General features: G+C 38.8%; 18 protein-coding genes. 8 read left to right on the plus strand and 10 right to left on the minus strand.

Annotated elements, in window-relative coordinates; all coding sequences use genetic code 11:
* The first annotated feature begins 252 nt into the window (after window positions 1-252).
* The 8 genes from H6G73_RS16830 to H6G73_RS16865 all read left to right on the plus strand — a co-directional run bounded on the left by H6G73_RS16830 (window position 253) and on the right by H6G73_RS16865 (window position 11193).
* Window positions 253-2403, plus strand: coding sequence for a cation:proton antiporter domain-containing protein (locus H6G73_RS16830; protein ID WP_190606541.1), 2151 nt, complete (start codon window positions 253-255; stop codon window positions 2401-2403).
* 336 nt (window positions 2404-2739) lie between these two features.
* Entirely contained in the window at window positions 2740-3675 is a 936-nt protein-coding gene (locus H6G73_RS16835) for a UDP-glucuronic acid decarboxylase family protein (protein ID WP_190606544.1), read from the plus strand.
* 81 nt (window positions 3676-3756) lie between these two features.
* On the plus strand, window positions 3757-5145 hold the full coding sequence (locus tag H6G73_RS16840; protein WP_190606546.1) for a UDP-glucose dehydrogenase family protein: 1389 nt from the start codon (window positions 3757-3759) through the stop codon (window positions 5143-5145).
* A gap of 204 nt (window positions 5146-5349) precedes the next feature.
* Window positions 5350-6984 carry a hormogonium polysaccharide biosynthesis protein HpsL gene (gene hpsL / locus H6G73_RS16845; protein WP_190606548.1) on the plus strand — a complete coding sequence of 545 codons (1635 nt, stop codon included), beginning with the start codon at window positions 5350-5352 and terminating at the stop codon, window positions 6982-6984.
* 46 nt (window positions 6985-7030) lie between these two features.
* The gene (hpsN, locus tag H6G73_RS16850; RefSeq protein ID WP_190606550.1) at window positions 7031-8011 is read left to right on the plus strand and encodes a hormogonium polysaccharide biosynthesis glycosyltransferase HpsN; all 981 of its coding nucleotides are present in this window, start codon (window positions 7031-7033) and stop codon (window positions 8009-8011) included.
* 55 nt (window positions 8012-8066) lie between these two features.
* Entirely contained in the window at window positions 8067-9245 is a 1179-nt protein-coding gene (gene hpsO, locus H6G73_RS16855) for a hormogonium polysaccharide biosynthesis glycosyltransferase HpsO (protein ID WP_190606551.1), read from the plus strand.
* 23 nt (window positions 9246-9268) lie between these two features.
* The gene (gene hpsP / locus H6G73_RS16860; protein WP_190606553.1) at window positions 9269-10438 is read left to right on the plus strand and encodes a hormogonium polysaccharide biosynthesis glycosyltransferase HpsP; all 1170 of its coding nucleotides are present in this window, start codon (window positions 9269-9271) and stop codon (window positions 10436-10438) included.
* Between the two features lie 116 nt (window positions 10439-10554).
* Window positions 10555-11193, plus strand: coding sequence for a peroxiredoxin (locus H6G73_RS16865; protein ID WP_190606554.1), 639 nt, complete (start codon window positions 10555-10557; stop codon window positions 11191-11193).
* Between the two features lie 233 nt (window positions 11194-11426).
* Here H6G73_RS16865 and H6G73_RS16870 read toward each other — a convergent pair whose 3' ends face one another.
* From H6G73_RS16870 to H6G73_RS16915, 10 genes are all read right to left on the minus strand, one after another.
* Complete coding sequence (locus tag H6G73_RS16870; protein WP_190606556.1) at window positions 11427-12224, minus strand: LmeA family phospholipid-binding protein; 798 nt, start codon at window positions 12222-12224, stop codon at window positions 11427-11429.
* 239 nt (window positions 12225-12463) lie between these two features.
* Window positions 12464-14674 (minus strand): GumC family protein, encoded by a 2211-nt coding sequence (locus H6G73_RS16875; protein WP_190606558.1) that lies wholly within the window; start codon window positions 14672-14674, stop codon window positions 12464-12466.
* A 255-nt stretch (window positions 14675-14929) separates the two neighbouring features.
* The gene (locus tag H6G73_RS16880; RefSeq protein ID WP_190606559.1) at window positions 14930-15487 is read right to left on the minus strand and encodes a WcaF family extracellular polysaccharide biosynthesis acetyltransferase; all 558 of its coding nucleotides are present in this window, start codon (window positions 15485-15487) and stop codon (window positions 14930-14932) included.
* A 101-nt stretch (window positions 15488-15588) separates the two neighbouring features.
* Window positions 15589-16356, minus strand: a complete 768-nt coding sequence (locus tag H6G73_RS16885; RefSeq protein ID WP_190606561.1) for a glycosyltransferase family 2 protein — start codon at window positions 16354-16356, stop codon at window positions 15589-15591.
* 37 nt (window positions 16357-16393) lie between these two features.
* Window positions 16394-17074 carry a class I SAM-dependent methyltransferase gene (locus H6G73_RS16890; RefSeq protein ID WP_242034228.1) on the minus strand — a complete coding sequence of 227 codons (681 nt, stop codon included), beginning with the start codon at window positions 17072-17074 and terminating at the stop codon, window positions 16394-16396.
* Between the two features lie 25 nt (window positions 17075-17099).
* Entirely contained in the window at window positions 17100-18275 is a 1176-nt protein-coding gene (locus tag H6G73_RS16895; protein WP_190606564.1) for a glycosyltransferase, read from the minus strand.
* 12 nt (window positions 18276-18287) lie between these two features.
* A complete protein-coding gene (locus H6G73_RS16900) occupies window positions 18288-19436 on the minus strand; it encodes a glycosyltransferase (protein ID WP_190606566.1) in 1149 nt (382 codons plus the stop codon).
* Window positions 19420-20379 (minus strand): hypothetical protein, encoded by a 960-nt coding sequence (locus H6G73_RS16905; RefSeq protein WP_242034229.1) that lies wholly within the window; start codon window positions 20377-20379, stop codon window positions 19420-19422. The genes H6G73_RS16900 and H6G73_RS16905 overlap by 17 nt, the downstream gene beginning before the upstream one ends.
* A 392-nt stretch (window positions 20380-20771) precedes the next feature.
* Window positions 20772-21983: a glycosyltransferase family 4 protein gene (locus tag H6G73_RS16910; protein WP_190606570.1), complete on the minus strand. Its 1212-nt coding sequence runs from the start codon at window positions 21981-21983 to the stop codon at window positions 20772-20774.
* Complete coding sequence (locus H6G73_RS16915) at window positions 21980-22858, minus strand: glycosyltransferase family 2 protein (protein ID WP_190606571.1); 879 nt, start codon at window positions 22856-22858, stop codon at window positions 21980-21982. Before H6G73_RS16915 ends, H6G73_RS16910 begins: the two co-directional genes overlap by 4 nt.
* Window positions 22859-22878: the final 20 nt, after the last annotated feature.

The raw sequence follows: 22878 nt of genomic DNA on the forward strand, positions 1-22878 counted from the left end.
CTGTGTAAGTTGAAGTTTTTTCATTGTTGTCAGGGAAATTGTGACTTTGCTTTGAGTTAAGCAATTGACTGTTGTTTATCGCCTTTTAACTGATGGAACTACTTTCTTGATCAGGAAGTCAGGTTTTCTATGGTTAAAGGTGCTACTCCTTAATTCCCTCCCTACACCCAGATCCAACCTTGATTGCCCAAACTTCTACACCTAGTGTCTAGAGTTGGGTGATTTGCCAAACAACAACAAGCTGCAAGTTAAATGTGGAATAGCTTATTACAAGTTCTGGCTTTGGAACTAAATTCCCAAGTACGTGGACAGGAACTAATTGTTCCTATGTTGATATTACTGGTAGTCATTCTCATTGTACCGATGCTCTTTGACCACCTTAAACTACCAGGATTAGTAGGTTTGGTGGGTGCTGGGGTATGCTTTAGTCAATTTGATGGCAATTTATTTCGGCCTGATGGAGTAATTCTAGAACTACTATCAGAGATTGGGTTAGTCTACTTAATATTTATTGCGGGGTTAGAATTTGACTTACCATTGCTACGACAAAATCAAGGTCGTTCCTTGTGGTTTGGGGGTTTGAGTTTTGGATTAACTTTATTTTTGGGCACTGGTGTTGGACAAATTTGTGGCTATAGTTTGATTCCCTCTGTACTCATTGGCTGTTTACTGACTTCCTCTACTTTGTTAGCCTATCCAATTCTCAATGGTTTGGGATTGATTAAACATCCAGCGATCGCTCTAGCTGTGAGCAGTACAATTGTTACAGATATGGGAACCTTGCTAGTCTTTGCAGTCTTGGTAGCAGTTGCCCATGTGGAAACCCTCACCCTTTCCCAACTACTCATTACCTCTGCTTGGGTCATAGCCTACTTCCTCGCTGTTGTACTAGGCTTCAATCAAGCAGGTAAAGCTTTCTTTCTCCATTCTGGAGATGATAATAGTAATAAATTATTGTTTGTGTTGCTATGTATCTTTGTGGCGACAATGGTAGCTCAAGTGATGGGTATTCCCACAATTGTCGCTGTGTTTTTAGCTGGGGTAGCAGTCAATGAAGCTATTGGGGAAGGCCCAGTCAAAGAAAAATTAGTTTTTATTGGTAGTTTTTTATTTATTCCTATTTTTTTCTTCCGTTTAGGCTTAATTCTCAATATATCTGGACTCATCCATCAGCATTTACTATTGTGGCTGACATTGATAGTGGCAATTGCTAGCAAATTTCTTGCCGCGGGGTTAGCTAAATTCCTCTACCGCTACCGCTGGACAGAAACCCTAACTATGTGCTCAGTATCTATTCCCCTAATGGGGACAACATTAGCAGTGGCTGTAGAAGGGGTAAAGTTAGGCTTTTTACCACCACCAATTTTAGACACCGTGATTATTTTAATGTTGATGACCACAACCTTGGGTGTGTGGTTGACTAATTATGTGGGGGTAAATTTAACCAATTATCCAGCCTCAGAATCAGCAATTGCCATTCCTACACTCTATCATCCACCAACAATAGAAAACGGCACTATCGTTGTACCTCTGGTTAATTCAACAACTCAACAAAACTTAATCGAATTAGCTGCATTATTAGCTTCCCAAACTCATGGCAAAATTGTACCCTTAGCGATCGCCCCGGCAACAGCCCAAATGGATGCTCCCCAGTTAGAGCTAGCTTGTCAGCAAAGTGAGCGGTTGCTGGCTAGAGCTACAGCCCAAAGCCAATTACTGGGAGTCCCAGCCAAACCATTGTTACGCATCGATGATGCCATAGCATCAGGAATTACTAGAGCCGCAAGGGAAAAAAAAGCCGATTTAATTATTCTCAACTGGGATCAACATCACAGCTTGCGGGCGCGGTTATTTGGTAACTTGATTGATAATGTGCTGTGGTCTGCCCATTGCCCGGTGGCATTGACCAGATTAGTAGAATCACCGAAACGAGTTCAGCGCATACTAGTTCCCATCGAAAACTTAATTACGCCCACATTAGAGCCTGTGCAGTTAGCCCAAACCATAGCACAAACCAATCAAGCTCAAGTGACGGTATTGAATGTGTGTGTGAATGAAGCTTGCCGCAAAAATCACCAAACTGCTGCTACTCATATTGCCGCCAGGCGATCGCATCTGGAGCAAATCTTAGCACCACTAGCTTTAGCTAATCCGCCAGAATTGCAAATCATTATCCATGATAATTTTACCCAGGCAATTTTGCAGGCAGCAAGATTGTATGATTTAATCGTCTTGCCTTTTCATCGTTATCGTCATCTTCCTGGAGGATTAGTGATGAGTGATTTGACAACCCAACTAGCCAGACAACTGACTTGCTCAATGATTATTCTCAGTCAGCCACCGCACAATTACCCAACGGTGTTGCCGACACGAACATCTCGCACTAACCTCCTAATCAGCTAAAGGGCAACACAGATTTATACAACGACATATAACGATGAAAACCCATAACAGCTTGTGACTCAGGCCTTACTGTAAAAACAGCTTATATCCTTGTTGAAGATTTGATAAATTCAGGACAAAAACGATACCTGAGATTAGACAATGTAGTTTAATTTATTTAAGTAAAATATGTTTGCTCCCTGTATAAAGATGAGATTTTTGTGGGAACCAAAGATATGCAATTGACCACAAAGAGTAGTCTGAATTAGTTTAGATAGGCTACTTTTTTACAAGCAACCCTCAAGCATGTAAACAAGCGAAAATCTACTGAAAATAGCTGGAAATAACTGGAAAATTATGAGAATTTTAGTCACAGGTGGCGCTGGGTTTATTGGTTCCCATCTCATTGACAGACTTATGAATGATGGCCATGAAGTAATTTGTCTAGATAACTTTTACACAGGACATAAACGCAATATTGCTAAATGGTTAGACAACCACAACTTTGAGCTAATCCGTCACGATATCACCGAACCAATTCGCTTAGAAGTAGAGCAAATTTATCATTTAGCTTGTCCAGCTTCTCCAGTTCACTACCAGTACAACCCCGTCAAAACCGTGAAGACGAATGTCATGGGAACATTAAATATGCTGGGGTTAGCGAAACGAGTGAAAGCTAGGTTTTTACTAGCATCTACCAGTGAAGTCTACGGTGATCCAGATGTGCATCCCCAATATGAAGAGTATCGGGGCAATGTCAATCCCATCGGCTTACGTTCCTGTTATGACGAGGGTAAAAGAATCGCCGAAACCTTAGCATTTGACTACTACAGACAAAATAAAGTAGACATTCGTGTGGCCAGAATATTCAATACCTATGGCCCTCGTATGCTGGAAAATGATGGTCGTGTAGTGAGTAACTTTATTGTCCAATCATTACAAGGTATTCCTTTAACTGTCTACGGGGAAGGAACACAAACTCGCAGTTTCTGCTACGTCTCTGACCTAGTAGAAGGTTTAATGCGATTAATGAATGGTGAGTATATCGGGCCCATCAATTTAGGAAATCCCGAAGAATACACAATTTTAGAATTAGCCCAGGCAGTTCAGAATCTAGTCAATCCAGAGTCCAAGATTCAATTTGAACCATTGCCATCAGATGATCCCCGTCGTCGTCGTCCCGATATCACTAAAGCCAAAACTTGGTTAAATTGGGAACCAACAATTCCTCTAACAGCAGGTTTGAAGTTAACAATTGAAGATTTTCGGGCACGAGTTAATAGTCAAAATTAGTAAATATTTGGTGGTCTATGGGTTCACTGCTGACCACTGAGTATATGTGAAAAAACTTGAACTATCTAGGAGTATAACAACATGCGTGTTTGCGTTATTGGTACTGGTTATGTGGGTTTAGTAACAGGGGCATGTTTAGCTCATATTGGTCATGATGTAATTTGTATAGATAATAACGAAGAAAAAGTAAAGCTCATGAAGTCCGGACAGTCTCCTATTTTCGAGCCAGGACTGTCGGAGATTATGCAATCTGCTATTCATGCTAATAAAATCCAATTTTCTACAGATTTGGCAGCGGGTGTAGCCCATGGGGAAATTTTATTTATTGCCGTGGGAACACCACCATTACCCACTGGCGAAAGTGATACCCGTTATGTAGAAGCTGTGGCCCGTGGCATTGGTGCCAACCTGAATGGTGGTTATAAAGTAATCGTCAATAAATCTACGGTACCAATTGGTTCTGGTGACTGGGTACGGATGATTGTTTTAGATGGGATTGCAGAACGTCAAAAAACTTTGGTGACAGCGGGTGGTGGCATTGAAGAAAAATTACCAGAAACGAATGTTCAGTTTGATGTAGTCAGCAATCCTGAATTTTTGCGTGAAGGTTCAGCAGTGTATGATACCTTTAACCCTGATCGAATAGTTTTGGGTGGAAACAGTCCAAAAGCGATCGCCCTGATGAAAGAACTATATGCACCCATCGTTGAGCGCAAATATGCAGAAGACCAGTCCCTGCCACCAGTGCCGGTGCTTGCTACAGACCTTAGTTCCGCAGAAATGATCAAATATGCGGCCAATGCTTTTCTAGCCACCAAAATCAGTTTCATCAATGAAGTTGCCAATATATGCGATCGCGTGGGTGCAGATGTTACCCAGGTGGCTAAGGGCATCGGTTTAGACTCCCGCATAGGCAACAAATTCTTACAAGCAGGCATTGGTTGGGGTGGTTCCTGCTTCCCCAAAGATGTATCAGCGTTGATTCATACTGCCGATGATTATGGCTATGAAGCACAACTACTCAAATCTGCCGTCAGCGTCAATGAACGTCAACGTCTCATTGCCCTGGAAAAACTGCAACAAGTTCTGAAAATCCTCAAAGGTAAAACCGTTGGTTTACTTGGTTTAACCTTCAAACCAGACACCGATGACCTACGTGATGCACCCGCATTAAATTTAATTGAACAACTTAACCGCTTGGGTGCTAAGGTCAAAGCCTACGACCCCATCATTTCCCAAACAGGTATGCGTCATGGCATTTCTGGTGTTCTTGTCGAAACTGATGCGGAAAGATTAGCTGATGGTTGTGACGCTTTGGTACTCGTTACTGAATGGCAGCAGTTCAGCACCTTGGACTACACCAAAATGGCAAAATTAATGGCCCATCCAGTCATTATTGATGGTCGTAACTTCTTAGATCCAGAGGCGATGGCCAAGGCCGGTTTCCAATATGTAGGTGTAGGTAGATAAGCTGTTATTCCTGCCATAATTATGCCGTCTGGATGATTCTAGACGGCTTTTGTAGTTTCTCAATTGACGGATATTGTTTGGTAGCTAAGTTGAGAAAATAGACCTCTGGTGAAAATGAATGTAGAGATTTTCCGACAGAACGTCTCTACTACAAGGGTTTCAAACCATAAGTCTAGTGTAATTATTCATTGCTGATTTATCATCATGCTCAAACAGCAGCGCAAATCAAAATTGTCCAAAAAGCAGTCATCAGGAGAAACACCAACCCTGAGCCTGAAAGAACAATTAGCCCAAAAGCGCAAAGCTATTCAAGCTCGAAAGGAATTTATCAGCTTAATCTCTACTTCTACCGCGATCGCCTTATTTTTAGGAATGGTGTTGTTTTTTGTTGGTGGAATCAAAGCAGCAGCACCTGCGGTCATGGGAATTTTAGTATTTTCTCTATCCTACAAATATCACCGTCAAGCTCTATATGCTTTTATCCTCTACGTACCTTTGAGTGGAACCATAACTTATTACTTGGGCAACAGTCCCATTTTGCAATTAGCTAAAGATGCTTTTTACCTTCCTGCTGCCATTGGACTATGGCAAACTTGCCGTCAAAAAAAATTACCTTTTATTATTCCCCCAGGTATCAAAGTTCCACTTTATATCGTGTTGACTACATCTTTACTTACCCTCGTATTTATTAATGGAGGGCAGCAATTATCACAGGGAGGAGGTTCGGAAAATCCCATAGGTATGGGGATTTTGGGGTTAAAAGTATTTTTAGGCTATGTTCCTTTAATTGCTTGTGCTTACTATCTGATTCGTAATCAGCAGGACTTCTTATTATTATCCCGCCTCCAAATTTTGATGACTCTTTTTTGCTGTTTCTTAGGATTAATTCAATATCAACTATTATTATCAGGTGTTTGTCAAGGGACTAGAGGGTTAGAAGGAGATGCTTTATTTAAAGCCTCACTAGAGGCCCGATGCTATTTTGGTGGAGCACTGCTGTACTCACCAGAACAAGGAGTGATTCGCCTCCCAGGCACCTTTGTTGCACCTTGGCAGTGGGCTTGGTTTTTAATTTCCAGCACTTTTTTCACTTTTGCGGCTGGTTTTACAGACCCATCAATGATTTGGCGGGCTATCAGTTTATTATCTTTGGCATCTGTATTTGCTAATGCAGTGGTTTCTGGGCAAAGAATAGCCTTAGGCTTAGTGCCTGTCTTCTTTGTGATTTTGCTATTTTTTACTGGTCAAATTGGTAATCTGAAGCGATTCATTCCTATTGGAGCCGGACTAGCTTTGATATTAGGAATAGCTATGGCTGCTAACCCTACAGTTGTACAAGAGAGAATCGACAGTTTTACAGGACGTTGGGAAGCGTCTCCTCCACAGCAATTTATTGTTGATCAATTTCATGAAAACTGGAAAAGTGTTGATACTCCCATTGGTAATGGTTTAGGAAGAGCAACCAACTCAGCACGGGCAATGGGTTCTACTAAGCTGGTAGAAACATACTATCCTAAAGTTCTTTATGAAGTGGGTATTATCGGCTTATTAGCTTTTGTGGCATTAGTTACGACATTAACAATTTTGGCTTTTAAAGCATATAGAAAAATCAAAAACCGTAATTACCGTGCTTACGGAGCTACATTATGGATATTTATATTGTTTATTTCTTACAACACTTATTATTATCCCCTAGATGTTGATCCAGTTTCTGTTTATTATTGGTTTTTTGCTGGTGTATTATTCAAATTACCAATAATTGACAAACAAGAACAGAAAGAAAATCCACAGCTTCAGTCAATAAGAAGCAAAAAATCCCGTAAAATTAGGGCAAAATAGTTTAATTTTTCAAAAGTATCTATTGCCATTATTTGAGTTTAAAATCATGGAAAATCAACCTTTAATTTCTGTTGTTATTCCCACTTATAGAAGAGAAAAGTTACTAGTAGATAGTATTGTCGATGTCTTAAAACAAGATTATCCTCATTTTGAAGTATTGGTAGTAGACCAAACCCAAAATCATGAACCAGAAACTCAAGCTTTTCTGGAGGAAATGGCTAATACAGGTAAAATTAAATTCTTTCGTTTAGATTGGGCTAGCTTACCAGGTGCACGCAACTATGCAGTGAGAAGGGCAGCAGGTGAAATAGTTTTATTTATTGATGATGATGTCCAGTTAGTACCTGGGTTTTTAGCGGCACATGCTCAAAATTATGTGCAGAACCCGGAGATAGGTGCGGTTGCTGGTCGGGTATTTGACAGAATGAAATTAGGTGATTCTGGGGGAGGCTTGGAGATTGAATATTTACCACCAGCAGCAATGGACCCAGGTATTGCTTGGTATCACATCGATTTAGTACATACTACTAAACCCCAACAAGTTCTAACAGCTAGGGGTTGCAATATGTCTTTCCGACGGGAAATTTTTACTCAATATGGACTGAAATTTGACGAAAGATTTCGTGGTAGTGCAGTCAGGGAAGAATCGGATTTTTGTTTAAGGATACGACAGACAGGGTACAAAATTTGGTATGACCCACAGGCATATTTAGTGCATTTAGGGGAAGAGACAGGGGGTTGTCATGATATTAGTATGCGATCGCTCCAATATCAACTCACTTTCTACCATAATCATTTCCTCCTCGGCTTAAAAAACCTCACCTTTACCCAAGCTTTACGCCTCTATGCCCGTCTCTTTGATTGTCACGTCCTTGGCAACCCACCTTGTTATAAAAGCGGTTCTCCCATTAAAGTTGCCACTCGTGGAATATTCTATCTTTTGGGTTTTCTCAAAGCTTTATTAACCGTGATTCAAGCATTATGGAATGATGGACAAATTTATAGTCGCCTAGATACACAAAGTTAGAATACTTGCCACTCAATTTTGTTGTCCAACATTTCTAAATCCCCAAGAGTAAACCATGAGAATTTTAGTTGCTAGCCATACCTATATAGTAGACTTAAACTGTGAAAAGCTGCGTGCTTTGGCAAAACTTGAACCTGGAATTGAAGTCACGGTAATTGTTCCCAAAAAGTGGAAACCAGGTGGTGTACAAAACAAGATTATTGAATCTCAATATCGAGACGAGGGAAATTTTAAAATAGTGCCATTGAGCAATTTTAGTCAAAATCATCAAGGACTGTTGACGTTTGGATTTGATTTAGTTGCTTTATTACAAAAATTTCGTCCCCATATTATTCAAGTAGAACAAGCTTCTAGAGGACTTGCTTACACCCAAATGATTATTTTGAATCATTTACTGGGGTTAAAAGCTAAGAATATATTTTTTACTTGGTGGAACTTACCTTATGAATTAAAGTTACCCATAGAATTATTAGAAAAATTCAACTTAAACAATAGTCACGGCATTATTTCTGGAAATCAAGATGGCGCAGATATTCTCTACCAAAGAGGATATCAGGGAGCGATTAAAGTCCTGCCCCAATTGGGAGTAGATGAAAAGGTTTTTACACCTCAACCACAGCCGGAGTTGGCAGCCCAATTAGGCATTAAGTCTGATGATTTTGTTGTGGGTTTTGTGGGTAGATTTGTACCAGAAAAAGGTTTAATAACCCTCTTAAAGTCCTTAGTTAATTTGCAAGAAAAGAAATGGAAATTACTGTTGTTAGGACGGGGAGATTTAAAAGAAGAGTTAATTAAAATATCATCGGAAAATAATATTCAAGATAGAGTAATTTTTGTAGAAAGTGTACCTCATGACCAAGTACAAAATTATATTAATTTAATGAATACTTTGGTATTACCTTCCGAAACGACTTATAAATTTAAAACCCTGACGGCTGTGGGTTGGAAAGAACAATTTGGTCATGTATTAATAGAAGCAATGGCTTGTAAAGTACCTGTTATTGGTTCTGATTCTGGAGAAATTCCCCATGTCATAGGTGATGCAGGATTAATCTTTCCTGAAGGAAATTCTGCTGATTTAGCTAATAGACTCTGCCAATTAATGGATAATCCAGCCTTAGCCCAAAAATTAGGCGAAATGGGATATCAACGAACAATGTTAAATTACACTAATCAAGCTTTAGCTAAACAACAGTTAGAGTTTTATCGAGAACTTGTGAACCAAGATAATTAATCAATGATTTTTGATGTTTAAATATGCAAATATTGCAAATAGTACCTTCAATTTCCTTAATTTATGGTGGGCCTAGCCAAATGGTATTAGGTCTAGCCCCGGCTTTAGCAAAAGCTGGTGTAAAGGTAACAGTGATTACCACAGATAGTAATGGTGATACTGGTCAAACACCTTTGGATGTACCTTTAAATCAACCTGTGGACCAAGATGGATATGAGATTATTTATTTTCGATGTGCACCATTTCGCCGCTATAAGTTTTCTCTCGATTTATTAAAATGGCTAAATCATCACGCCCAAGATTTTGATTTAGCTCATATTCATGCCCTATTTTCTCCAGTTAGTAGTGCAGCAGCTACTATTTGTCGTCAAAAAAATTTACCTTATATTTTGCGTCCTTTAGGAACTCTTGACCCAGCTGATTTACGCAAGAAACAACAATTAAAAAAGTTGTATGTAGCAATGATAGAACGTGCTAATTTAGCAGGGGCAGCAGCAGTTCATTTCACCAGTACACAAGAAGCCAAAATTTCCGAAAGATTCGGAGTGAAAACCAAAGATTTAGTTATTCCTTTGGGGGTAAATCCGCCTATTTTGTCAAATGAAGATGTACTCAGTCGATGGGGTATTGCCAAGGATAAACCTGTGATACTCTTTATGTCGCGAATTGACCCGAAAAAGGGTTTAGAATTATTAATTCCTGCCTTGGAAGAGTTATTAACAGCAGGTTATGATTTTCATTTTGTTTTAGCTGGGACAAATCCCCAAGACCCTGGTTATGAAGAGAAAATAAAAACTCAAATCGCCAATTCATCTTTGCGATCGCACACTAGTATCACTGGTTTTGTGACTGGAGTTGCTAAAGCTAGTTTACTCCAAGCTGCTGACATATTTGTCTTACCTTCCTACTACGAAAATTTTGGCATTGCTGTAGCGGAAGCGATGGTAGCAGGAACACCCGTAGTCATTTCTGATCAGGTGCATATTTATCAGCAAGTAGAGGATAGTGCCTCTGGATGGGTAGGGACTACAGATACCCAATCTCTAGTAGAGTTACTCAAACAAGCTTTATCAAACCCAGCAGAACGCCAACGTCGGGGTGAGAATGCCAGAAATTACGCCCTAGAAAATTTTAGCTGGCAAGCGATCGCCCTGCAAATGATCCAAGCTTACAAATCAATTACCAAATTATAAAATTGTCAACTTAACATTTTGTTGCCAAGCGCGTCATTCCGATGGGGTAATCGGTGTTTTATGTCATGATTACAAGGTAGAATACAATATGTCTTTCTAACCACAGGGAATCTCGCATGACTCTCCGTCTTGGTGATACAGTACCAAACTTTAAGCAAGCCTCCACACATGGCGAAATAGATTTTTATGAATGGGCAGGTGACAGCTGGGTAGTGCTGTTTTCTCACCCTGCTGACTTCACTCCAGTATGTACTACCGAATTGGGTACAGTTGCAAAGCTCAAACCAGAATTTGATAAGCGCAATGTCAAAGCTATTGCCCTCAGCGTTGACGATGTGGACTCCCATAAAGGATGGGTAGGGGATATCGAAGAAACCCAAAACACCACTCTCAACTACCCCATCTTGGCAGATCCAGATCGTAAAGTTTCTGAACTTTATGACATGATTCACCCCAACGCTGCTGCCACTGTGACAGTCCGTTCAGTATTCATCATTGACAACAACAAAAAACTGCGTCTCTCCTTTACCTATCCCCCCAGCACTGGACGCAACTTTGATGAAATTTTGCGAGTCATCGACTCTTTGCAATTAACTGATAATTACAGCGTTGCTACCCCCGCAGATTGGAAAGATGGTGACGACTGTGTGATTGTTCCATCCCTCAAAGATCCTGATGTTCTTAAGGAAAAATTCCCCAAAGGTTATAAGGAAGTCAAACCCTATTTGCGTTTAACTCCCCAACCCAACAAGTAATTTTGTCAAAATCTGACTTCAAGTTCTCAGATGTGGAACTTGCAGCAAAACAAATAAAGTCCGCGCAGGCGGACTTTAGTTTTATTCAAAATACCAATGAACAGAGTGGTTAGGACATTAACTAACACTAAAACTTATACAGCCAAGGGCTTTTAGCACTGTCACCTGTCACCTGTCACCTGTCACCTGTTCCCTGTCACCTGTCACCTGTTCCCTGTCACCTACTATACCAGTTAACCACTGCGGGGAATCCGCTCTATTTCTGCATAACCGCTAAAAATTAACCTTTGACCATCTGTTTCTAATCGATTCAGACGCATTTTTACACCATCTAGGTCAAAACGGTCTAAATCCACCATATTATCTAAAATTTCCACCAAGGCTAGACTCAATGTTTCACCAACTTGGCGTTGTGCTGACGATAGTTCTGAACTAAGCTCAATATTTGGTGATTGAAAAGACACTCTGCGCCTTTTTTCAATACCGATAGTCAGTGTCATACACAAGGGAATGGTTTCCCCATTGTTTAAATCAGCTATAGCAGCCAGATTTAAGCAATTATTTGGTAATAATTTAACTTGCACATTTGTAAAGGAAATCGGTTGACCACCAGATACCGTTGTTAAAGCTGGTGCAGATAAATTCAATAGACGCTGTTTTACTAATTCTGCCTGAAAAGCTTGGTTTATACCGTCTTCTGATAAAATTACCTGTGCTACCGCTTGGGTAGGTTGTTTTAGCTTGAGTTTACCGCTTAACACTGATGCAAAGTCAATAGCAACTGCGTCGGTTTCAAAGGACATTTCTTCCACGGCAAAATCTTTGCGAATCACCAAGCCGCGACCGTTCATTCTAAAACTATCAATGCTGCCTTGCAATAATTTACTGGAAGGATAACAGCGCACAAAGACTTCTACTGACTCGCTTTGGCTAAATAAGTGGCGAATCGTTTGGCTGGCAACTGTATTGAGCATCTGCTCGCCCCAATCAGTGCCTTTGGGATCTGTCAAACCAGTAAGTCCGCCGAACATGGGGTTGTGCGTCTCTAGAAGTTCTTTGTACTTTTGTAACAAAATGTGACGAACAGTGCAACCCCTCAGCTATAGGTTGTGCTGATGAATGGCTTTAGAATTTCTGAGCTAACAGAATTCTATACCATCAACCATCAGATTTTTTAGTGCTTTTTAATACAATTAAAGATTAAGCCATGCTTAATCTCTAAAGTTAGACTATCACACTATATTCCATGAATATGCACTACAAAGCTACCCTAATTCCTTTGTTTATTGGCATTGTAGTAGTAGTTATAACTTTGGTAATTAGTTCTATCTGCGTTGGCAACAATTCCTAAAATATTAATTGGGGCAACTCTCAAGCTATCCTGAAGCTGCATCAATCCTGATTTATCTGTTTGTTCCAATCTTACTACTAACACTACTCCATCACTTTGTGGAGCAAGCAGTCTTGCATCTACTAATCCCAACATAGGTGGAACATCATAAATCACTAGGTCAAAGTTTTGATGGAAATTCGCCATGAGTTGTTTCATCTTATCTGATGATAACAACCGGGCTGGATCTGGTGGGGTGGGGCCAGAAGTAATGACAAATAAGTTATCCATCACAGGTGATTGCTGAATTACCTGCTCTACGGGCATATTAGTAGAGATTAAATTACTTAATCCCCACAAGTTATTCAAATCTGTTAGGTTATGGATTTGGGGACGACGCAAATCAGCATCTACCAGTAATACACGTTTCCCCATAGCTGTAGCGATTTGAGCTAGGTTAAGGGCGATCGTACTTTTACCATCACCAGGCATTGCTGAAGAAACTACAAGGGAGCGAATAGACTCATCGGAACCAAGGAGTTGCATATTCGCATAGAGAACTTGTAGGGATTCCCAATATTTACCTTGAATGTAGTAGCGATCGCTTGCAGATTTGCGATTAAACATTTTGGATAAACCACCACTGCTGCCTGGTAAACTTGGTGGCATCTTTCCTTGTGTAATCGTTTTACCATCCAAGCTTGATAATTGATACCCTTGAATAGCCTTATCAAAAGGCAAAGTTCCCAGGACAGGTAGTTGAATAGTCTCTTTCAAGGACTCTACAGAATGATAGGTATTATCTAGCTTCTCTCTGAGTAAGGCTATTCCCAGTCCAGAGGCTAAACTAGCAATAAATCCTAATAACAAACTGCGTTGGATGTTGGGTGATAAAGGTGTATTGAGCAACGAAGGTGCTTTGATTAACTCCCAAGGTAGTTCTGTTTGTGCTACTTCGATTTGTAGGTTTTCACGAGTAGTTAAAAACCGATTTAAACTTTCATTAGCTAGTTGTAAATTGCGTTGAATTTCACTATATTGCCTAGCCAAAACAGGTAATTGTTCAAATTTCCGCTTTAACTGCTGTTCTGCGGTCGCTAATTCTTGACTTTCTACTTCCACCTTTTGGATCATGGTTGCTGCTTCAGCCACCTTAATCATCACAGAACGTTTTGCTTCCTCTTGTATAACAGGTAAAAGATTTTGTCTTTTGTCCTGTAAAGTTTGGATCATAGGATTATCTGGTTGAAACCTTGCTAATTCTCCAGAGATTTGCGAATCTAATTGCCGTAACTGACCAATTAACTGTTGATATATCGGTGAATTATTAATTACCGCTAATTGACCTTCCTTCGTTTGTAAACTACTGAAGTTAGCATTGGCAGCAGCTAGTTTTTGATTAATTGTTAGTCTTTTTTCTGACAAATTTTGCATTTGTTGGGCAATTGCTGCTGCTTGATTCTCTGGATCAACGAAGTCGTATCTCTGCCGGAAATTTTGTAATTCTTGTTGTAATTGCGTAACTCTTTTTTTGATATCAGGTAGTTGAGCTTCTACAAATTGCGCTCCTTGGCGCAACTTAGTTTGTCTTTTTTCTAAACTATATTTTAGGTAAAAATCTGATATAATATCTAGGATTGATTTAATTTTTTGAGTATCTTCACTTTTATAACTAACTTCTATAATCTTAGTTTGCCCTAAGCGTCGAATAGTCAAATTTTCAATTAAGGAACTATAATTAATATCAGGATATTTACTATTTAACTGATTAACCACACTACTTAAGAGTTCAGGACTCTTCAAAACCTGGATTTGACTTTCATAATCTAAAGATTGCTTACTAATATTAGAATCTGCTAGAGTCAGTCCATCAAGCTTGTCGTCGTTATTTACCCCTTCTACTAATAATTGAAAAGACCCTTGATATACTGGCTCTTCATGTAAAGTCTTGTAAATAACAGCACTCATTAATACTGCTACAACACCAGTAATTACCAACGCTTGCCGCTTTAATAAGCCTAAAAATTGTTTGGGATTGAATTCATTAACCTCAGGAGCAAAAAATGGCACTGGTTGAGGATTCAACAATGCTGGAGCAGGAATTAAGTTGCCAGGAACACTTGAGGTTATCTGGGAATGCTTCTCAATCATCGATTTCTATTATGATTAACAGATTGGGGGATGTTATCTGTAAGGGAAAATATTAAATACAAGTTTTGTATAGCAAATGCCAAGGAAGTTAGAAAATTGACTGTTCATCAAACATACATAAAAGTTTTAAGCCTGTCACCTGTCACCTTTTCCTTCGTCATTGCTATATCGGTAGCATCTAATAAATATGCTCACATTTTACACGCTGTTTCATTAGTGTGTATCTCATTTTGGCAGAAATATTTCACATCCGCCCTAAGAGCTTGATTTTTCGCCCTTGTTCCTCTGTTTAATAGGTTTGGCTGGATTACCTGCGTAAATTGTTAAAGGTTTTAAGGACTGACTAGTAACACTACCTAATGTCAGTACAGAACCATAACCAGTAGTTACACCTGGGCCAATGACAGCCTTAGCAGCGATCCAACATCCTTCTTCGATCTGAATAGGTGCAATCATCAGTTGGAAATTTGGATGATTCCAGTTATGGTTACCAGTGCAGAAGTAAACTCCTTGGGATATACAGACATGGTTTTCAATGCAAACAGAAGCCAGGTTATCAATCCAAGTATTTTCCCCTATCCAAACATAATCACCGATGCTTAAACGCCAAGGAAATTTAACCTTAACTCCTGGTTTAATTCGCACACCTTGGCCAACACTAGCACCAAATAACCGCAATACACCTACTTTGACTGATGAAATAGGTATGTAATAACTCTCCACTAACGGAGAGCCAAAAAAATACCATAAAAGCTGCTTCCAGTAAGGCGCACCAGGGGTATAATCACCAAGCGAGTAATTATCAAGACGCATGAAAAAAATAGGAATTAAGCTAGTTCAATCAGCATAACCGAAATCAAGCTAGTGTAGCTTCATTCACACTTTAGGTCTTTCCCCTCACGATCAAGACGGTATCAATCTTTTAATTTCTCTGCTTCTATTAAATGTATAGAAAGCAGAATCTCTGCCAAAACACGTTGAAAAGCATAGTAAAGTCCATGCCAACCGTCGAGAATACCGCCTTTAATAATCAAGCAGTAGACTAGGATAATGAAAGGAGCGAGGATTTTTTGCTTACGGATGCGATCGCCCAAACTCAGTTGATTATTTGGTGTTTCTAAAAGCTTTTTACTTTCAAGAATCATATAACGATCTTGCGCCCATAGCCAACGACTCAAAGGTTTGCGATCATCATGATGAATGTAAGCAGATAGTTGAACAGAAGATCCCTGATTTTTTAGTAGTTGAGTATGACCATCATCAATATATATGGCTTTATCTTTGCGAAATAGTACCTCACGGGGTGGGAGTATAGTCCCACGTAAAGGCTTACCAAATACACAATATTTAAATTTAACAAAGTAGCCATCAATACTAATATCTAGAGATAAAGTATTAATTTTATTAATCAGTTCATCTGTGAGGACATAATCAGCATCCAAGGATAAAGCCCATTCTGTTTTCACTTGTTCTAACCCATAATTCCATTGATTAGCATGGGTATCAAATTTTCTTGGAAATAGTTCTACTTGAGGGTAGTAAGACACTATTTCTAATGTTTCATCTGTACTGTAACTATCAATGACAACTATTCTTTTTGCCCATACAAGTTTTTCTAAAGTACGCTTTATGTTAAGTGCTTCATTATAGGTAAGAATAAGTGGGGTAATTTCTTCTAGCATTTTTTAAAAATATTTATTTAAATGTATTTTAAAATAATTATTTTATTGATAATGGATTGCTAGCACATAACATTGATTTCCAAAGATAAGGAAATCTACCTGCAAACCTAAACTTGATATTGGTATAATTTTCTGATTTGAGTAAAGTGGTCATGGTTGCTACTGAGAAAAACTTAATATGACCTCCATCCCACAAAGTTGTCAAATGTTGATCCATTTTACCTATAGCGGCAATAATCAAATTTTTTAAATAGCCATTATATGGTGTAGTAATGATTAAAACTCCATTTGGCTTGAGACATTTTTTTACATTTCTAACTAATTCTTTTGGATAATATAGATGCTCGATCACTTCACAGGCAATAACCACATCAAACTTATTTCCTAATTCTGGATAGGGGATATTGTAAATACTTCCTTGTATAAAACTACAATTGGGAAAAGATTGATTTGCAAACTTAACACCGGATTCCGATTCCTCAAGCCCAATCACTTCATATCCATTTTGTGGAATTACATTAGTCAAACTGCCATTACCACAACCAATATCTAAAATCCGAAGAGGTTCTTTATCTCCACGAAGAGTAGCAAATTCAGAAATCATATCTAAAAGAGGTTTAGTAAGATAAGCATGATGGTGTCCGAGTTTCGCATCACTATAAAAATATTCGTATTCTTGATAAGTTATAATTTCATTCGATTTTGGTTTATATAACAATGTAAGTAATTTGAGTGATTAAGTATCACTTTATAGGAGTACCATTAATAATGTCTTTATACAGTGATACCATTTTTGATGCTACCCTATCCCATGTATAATTTTCGAGGATAAACTCACGAGCGCGATCGCCCATTTTTTTAGCTTCATCAGTATCTTGTAAAAGTTGAATTAACGCATCAGCTATATCATCAGCATTAATATCAACCACGCTGGCAACCTCAGCCGCAGCAGCTTCAGGGAAATTACAGCCAGTGGTGATGACACAGGGTAAACCAGCAGCCATTCCTTCCAAGACTGACATACTAAAACCCTCGGAATAGGAAGGAGCAACATAAATGTTAGCTGCTGCTAAAGCTGCATACTTTATATCACCTGTGACCATTCCCGTAAAGGTAACAGCATTTCTACAGCCTGCTTCAGTAAAGTAATTTTCAGCTGTAGGTAAAAATCCTGTATTGTCCGGACCAGCAACAATCAGGTGAGTTTCAGGGAATTTTTTATGCGCTTTAGCAAAAGCAGGAGCTAATAAATCCAATCCTTTTTTGGGATCAATGCGTCCTAAAAATATAATTAGTATTTGATTACGAGTCTCAGGAAACTGCTGATAAAAAATATCTGGGTTAGGGAGAGAGAGAAAGTCTGCACTATGAATACCATTAGGTACAAAAACTAAGGGATTTTTTAAGCCAAGACTTTTGATGTGCATAGCTTCTGTAGAAGCTGTCATTTGCAGAGCATTGGCTTTTTGTAGTGATGGCTTTTCCAAAAAAGTAAAGTAAAGTTTTTTCTTCCAAGCTTTATAAGCTAATGCCCAAGGCTCCATCATACCGTGAGGAGTTGCAATATATGGAACTTTATGACATTGACAAGCCCAATGAGCTGCTAGAACTGGATAGGAAAATATCGCATTAGTATGTACTATATCGTAATTAGGCACATTCTTAAATAACCATTTACTCATGGACAAACTAAACTTGTAATCTAGTACATCCAAATAGGGAAAATACTGCACACGATAATAATCTTTTATTATCCATTGATGTAATGGCAAATCTAGCTGAGTCAAACCATTTGCATTCGTAGCAACTATATCAACACTGATACCTAATTTACCAACAGCTTCTGCCAACTCAAGTACAATTTTTGTTGTACCACCATAGACATTTCCCAATGCAGGGATAACCATTAAAACTTTCATATTTGTTTATATTTAACAATGTACTAAAGCATATTTCACTGCTTGCACTAATCCTTGAGAAAAATAGTGAGGAGAATATTTTTGAATATGCTCTAGAGAAGCGTGGCTCATTTTCTTCAAGTCAATTTTTCCTGAACTAATTTTCAGCATCAAATCAGTTAGCTCTTGAGGATTTTCTGGGTCAAAACCAAAACCGTTGACTCCCTCAATCACCAAATCTTCAAAACATCCACAGCGATTCGAAACCAATACTGGTAAACCTGCTGCCATTGCTTCATTTACCACTAATCCCCACTGTTCCTGAATACTGGCATGAATGAAACACTTAGCATGGGCAAAGTAAGGTAAAAGTTGCTCCTGTTGCAGAAATCCAGGAAGATGAACATAATCCTTGATACCCTGTGTGGTAATTTGCTCTTCTAGTTGTAAACGTAATTCACCATCACCACAAATAACTAAATCCCAGGCATTAGCATCTACTGTTTGACGATACTTAGCATACGCTGAAAGTAGAAATGGTAAATTTTTTTTCTCAACAAATCTATTAATAGCTAAAAAGAATGGTTTATCTAATGGACAAGATAAGAATTTAATCTGATGAGGGTGAAAAACATGATTACCAACAATGTCATAACCCAGAAAAATAGCATCTGAGGGCATTCCTAATTTGACTAGGTAACGCTTATGTGGTTGCCCTCCTACTAAAGCAGCTTTGTAGAGTTTAACCAGCAAACTTTTTATTTTTTCTTTCCACCAAGAGCGTGGTTCATCATACTCTGTAGTTTCAGAGAAAAGAATAGCTGGTTTGCGGTTCCAGAGACACCACAATAGTGCAGCAAGCATAGATGGACGAGCATAACCAGAAATTGCTACAACTTCTGGTGAGGTTTGATTTAAAATAGAGATTAATTTAGCCAATAATTGGCTAAACTTTGCCTTTTCCAGCGGACAGTCATTAATTACTGAAATCAGTTCACAGGGAAATTGTTCAGCTTGAGTTTGCCAAGGATACTCTTCTTCACAACGAGCTAGTTCAATGCCAACTACAGTTGATCTTTGAGAAGAATAAGCTTGATAAGCTGCCTTCAGTCTAGCAAGATGATAAGGTCCATAATTAGCAAATAAAATTGCTATTTTAAGGTCATTATGAGTGTGATTCATTGTCAAAATAATAAGACTGAGTGGCAAATTTTTTAAGTAATCGGCGACGCTCAAGGCGTTCTAAATAGCGGACAATAACATAGCCAAAAATCATAGGCCAAAGCACAAGTAGTGTAATATCCCGCCCTAAGTTTGGTGTAATTCCCAAACCAACTAAGAAAAGTGCAAGGCGTAATATTGATACTCTCTGAGTCCAAAGACGTGCTAGAAAACCAGCCCACACTCCTAGTAAAATAGCAGGTGCAATTGGTCCCAAGCAAGGACCGAAATTCATGACTCCACGCCCAATAAACCCAGCGGCGATTGTTGCGTTAATGCCACTAGCAGGCGCTCGCAGAGCATTGTATTCGTATCCTATCAATGGTTTATCTGGCAAGATAAATCTGGGTATAATATTCATGGCTTCAGCCCAGTAATCTAATCCATACTGTAAAGTTAACTGTTTTTGTTCGTAAAAATTATTGATATAAAATAACTCCTCAGCCATGTTTAACCCGTTATGCTTAACTTCAGGATTTATAGTAGCATTACCTTCAAAATAAGCTAGAATACCTGAGTCACGAAAGTTAATTATGATTAACATCAGGTAGTTAAAAACAAAAAATATTCCGACTGAAATTCCTGCTTTCACCCACCACTTGTGACGAGAAGTAAAAATATATGTCATATAGGCTGGCACAGATACAGCGAGAAAGGTGTTTCTTGTACCGGAAAGTAAAAAAGAAGGCCAGCTGATAATAATCATGATTAAATTAATAATTTTAGCTTGGCGTTGACGTTGAAAGAAAATCAAAACCCCAAACATTGCACATACTAAGGAGTATATGTATCCAGCAGCAGAAATAATAAAGTCACTTCCTTCTCCTACAGCACCGCGAGCCCAAAGTTTTGCAGACCAACGTCCACCTTGAGGGAATAAAGCTTGCAAAAAATTCCAGTCCAAGCGGCTCACACCATAAATGAATAAAAATATCCAGAAAAATAATAAAATTTTCAGCAGTTGATGAGGATTTAACGTAAACCAATTGAACGCTGTGACTTTAGATGGATATCTGACTATACTACTGGTACAGTAGGGCAGTAAGCAACGGAACACAATTAAGAAAATGCAGACTTGATAGTATCCTTGCTCTAAAATATGGGGTTCAAAAATAGTCAGTCGTTCAGGGGTATAGAATACCTCTGTAAAGTACCACATTCCTGTGGTTAGGTAGATAATCAAGGAGGGTATTGCCCAATGCTTGGATATCTTACTTACTGCCTCTACAGAGAAACAGAATAATATAGCAGCTGCAATGTAATAACTAAAAGGAATTTCGAGATTTACGGGCATGGTTAAAGGTTAAGAAGGTGTTCTGCCAGAGTTGCGAGTGTGAATTTGTTAGTAATTTGGGAATTTTTTGATAAAACTGTGAGTTTTTCAGGATGATCAAGACAGATTCTTAAGAGATTTGCGATCGCTTCACCGCTGACTTCAGGCAATATCCAACCATTTACACCGTCTACAACTACCTCACCACAATTACGAGAAGCGATAATTGGTAATTGCCAAGTTTGTGCTTCTAGTTGAGTTATCCCAAATCCGTCGGAGAGAGTAGGAAAAAGAAAAATATCAGCAAGCTGGTAATATTTAGCGGCTTCACTGCGGTTTACATGACCTACCCAACGAACTTGAGTATGGCTTTGGAAGTATGACGTAATTTCAATTTGTTGAGAGCCTACAATCCAAAATTCAATTGGCAATCCTTCTAGAAGCTTGATAGATTCTAATACAGATGCAATTCCTTTTCTTAAAATTACTTGCCCCAGAAATAAAACACGCAACGGTCGCTCCTGATTGTAAGATGTTGGATAAGTTCGGATAAAGTTTTTTGCTTTTTCTGGCGGAGTATAAACCAGAGGTACTACTTGGAGTTTGTTTGGTGAAACTCCTGATTTTTCAAGCAGTTGACGTGACCAATGAGAATTTACCACAATAGCATCAGCCAACTTACATTCCTCTTCCCATATTTGCCAATATTCTAGGGGCGCAGTTTGCCATTTTTTAGCATACTGGGGATATTTTTCATGCTCTTGAATAACAACTTTTTCTTCCCATAAACCAGGGTCAATTTGACCTAGAACAGTGTACCAACCTTGCTTTTTAGCAAATCTAAATAATTCTAATGCAGCGTAGCTATAGGAGAATAAAATTGGAGAATTAGTTAACTTGGAATTTAACTTTACAAGTTTATTAATGGCTTGTTTTTGAAACCAATGGTTCCGGGCAATAATTCTTTCCCAACCGAAATTATTTTTAACCTTTTGAGTAGCTTCAAAAGCAATTAGAGAACTGTTAAAACTGTAGACTTTTACCTGAGCCAAATCAGGATGAAAACGTTCTCTGAATCCCGTTATCGGGAAAATCGTGAAAGGAGAGGAAGGAGAAACCCAAGCATCAGTGATTAGGTAAGCTAATTTTTCCTGCTCATTTAACGCTCTGGGAATTGCATAGTGTTCTCTTGCACCAATTTGGCAGCAAATCCAATTACTATAATTTTTCTTCATGACTTAGATGCTAATTTGCGGCTTAATTCTAGTGTCTGAACCTTCACTGGATCACGCTGATCACGATAGCGTGACAATAGACCTGGTATTTCCCATAACCCTCGGCTGATGCCGTTCCATCTTCCTACACTAGCTGCATATCGCATTCTGTTAAAGACCTGAAGTATTCCCAAAGGCCAATAAGTAATTGGATAACGCAAATAAGCTAACAGGGCTGTATTAGCAATATGCGCTGCGTTAACTGATGGATTGTTATGATGCTCTAAGGCTGTATCGTGAAATACGCGCAAATTAAACGATTCTAGTATTTGCCAATCAAGTTCTAGAAGTTGTAGAGCAACATCAGCTTCTTCCATGCCGTAAGCATAGCGCAGAGGTAAATAGCCACGGGTTTGTAAGAAAGCCTCTCGACGAATTACACAGGCACAGTTTTGAAAACAGTTAGCTTCTTCTACATAACTGTTATCTATATTACTTTTATCAGGCTGTGGTGATACACTAGGACGTATCTCTTGGGCAAGAATTACAGATGCTTGAGGATAAAGAGAAAAAAGTTCTATAGCTGTGGCAAAGTAATTTTTATCCAAAGGCCAAGAGTCATCATCAAAAGATGCAAGAATCGGGGACTTTGCTTGCTTGATCAACTTATTCCTACCTCCACCCGGACCTTGGGTGATGGCGCTGCTGAACCAACGAACAAGGGGATAACTTTTAGCGGTAAGAAAAGATTCTGTTTCGGAATCACCTGCATCAATATGAATGATAATTTCTGATGGGAGGGGATCACAGGCAAGAATTTCTTGGAGACAAGTTTCTAGTTTATCAATTCGCTTATATGTTGGAATTATGACCGAAATTGTGGGAGAATTTAACATCTGTATTCATCATCAAAAAC

This window comes from Richelia sinica FACHB-800 (genome assembly GCF_014698825.1).
Taxonomy (GTDB): Bacteria; Cyanobacteriota; Cyanobacteriia; order Cyanobacteriales; family Nostocaceae; genus FACHB-800.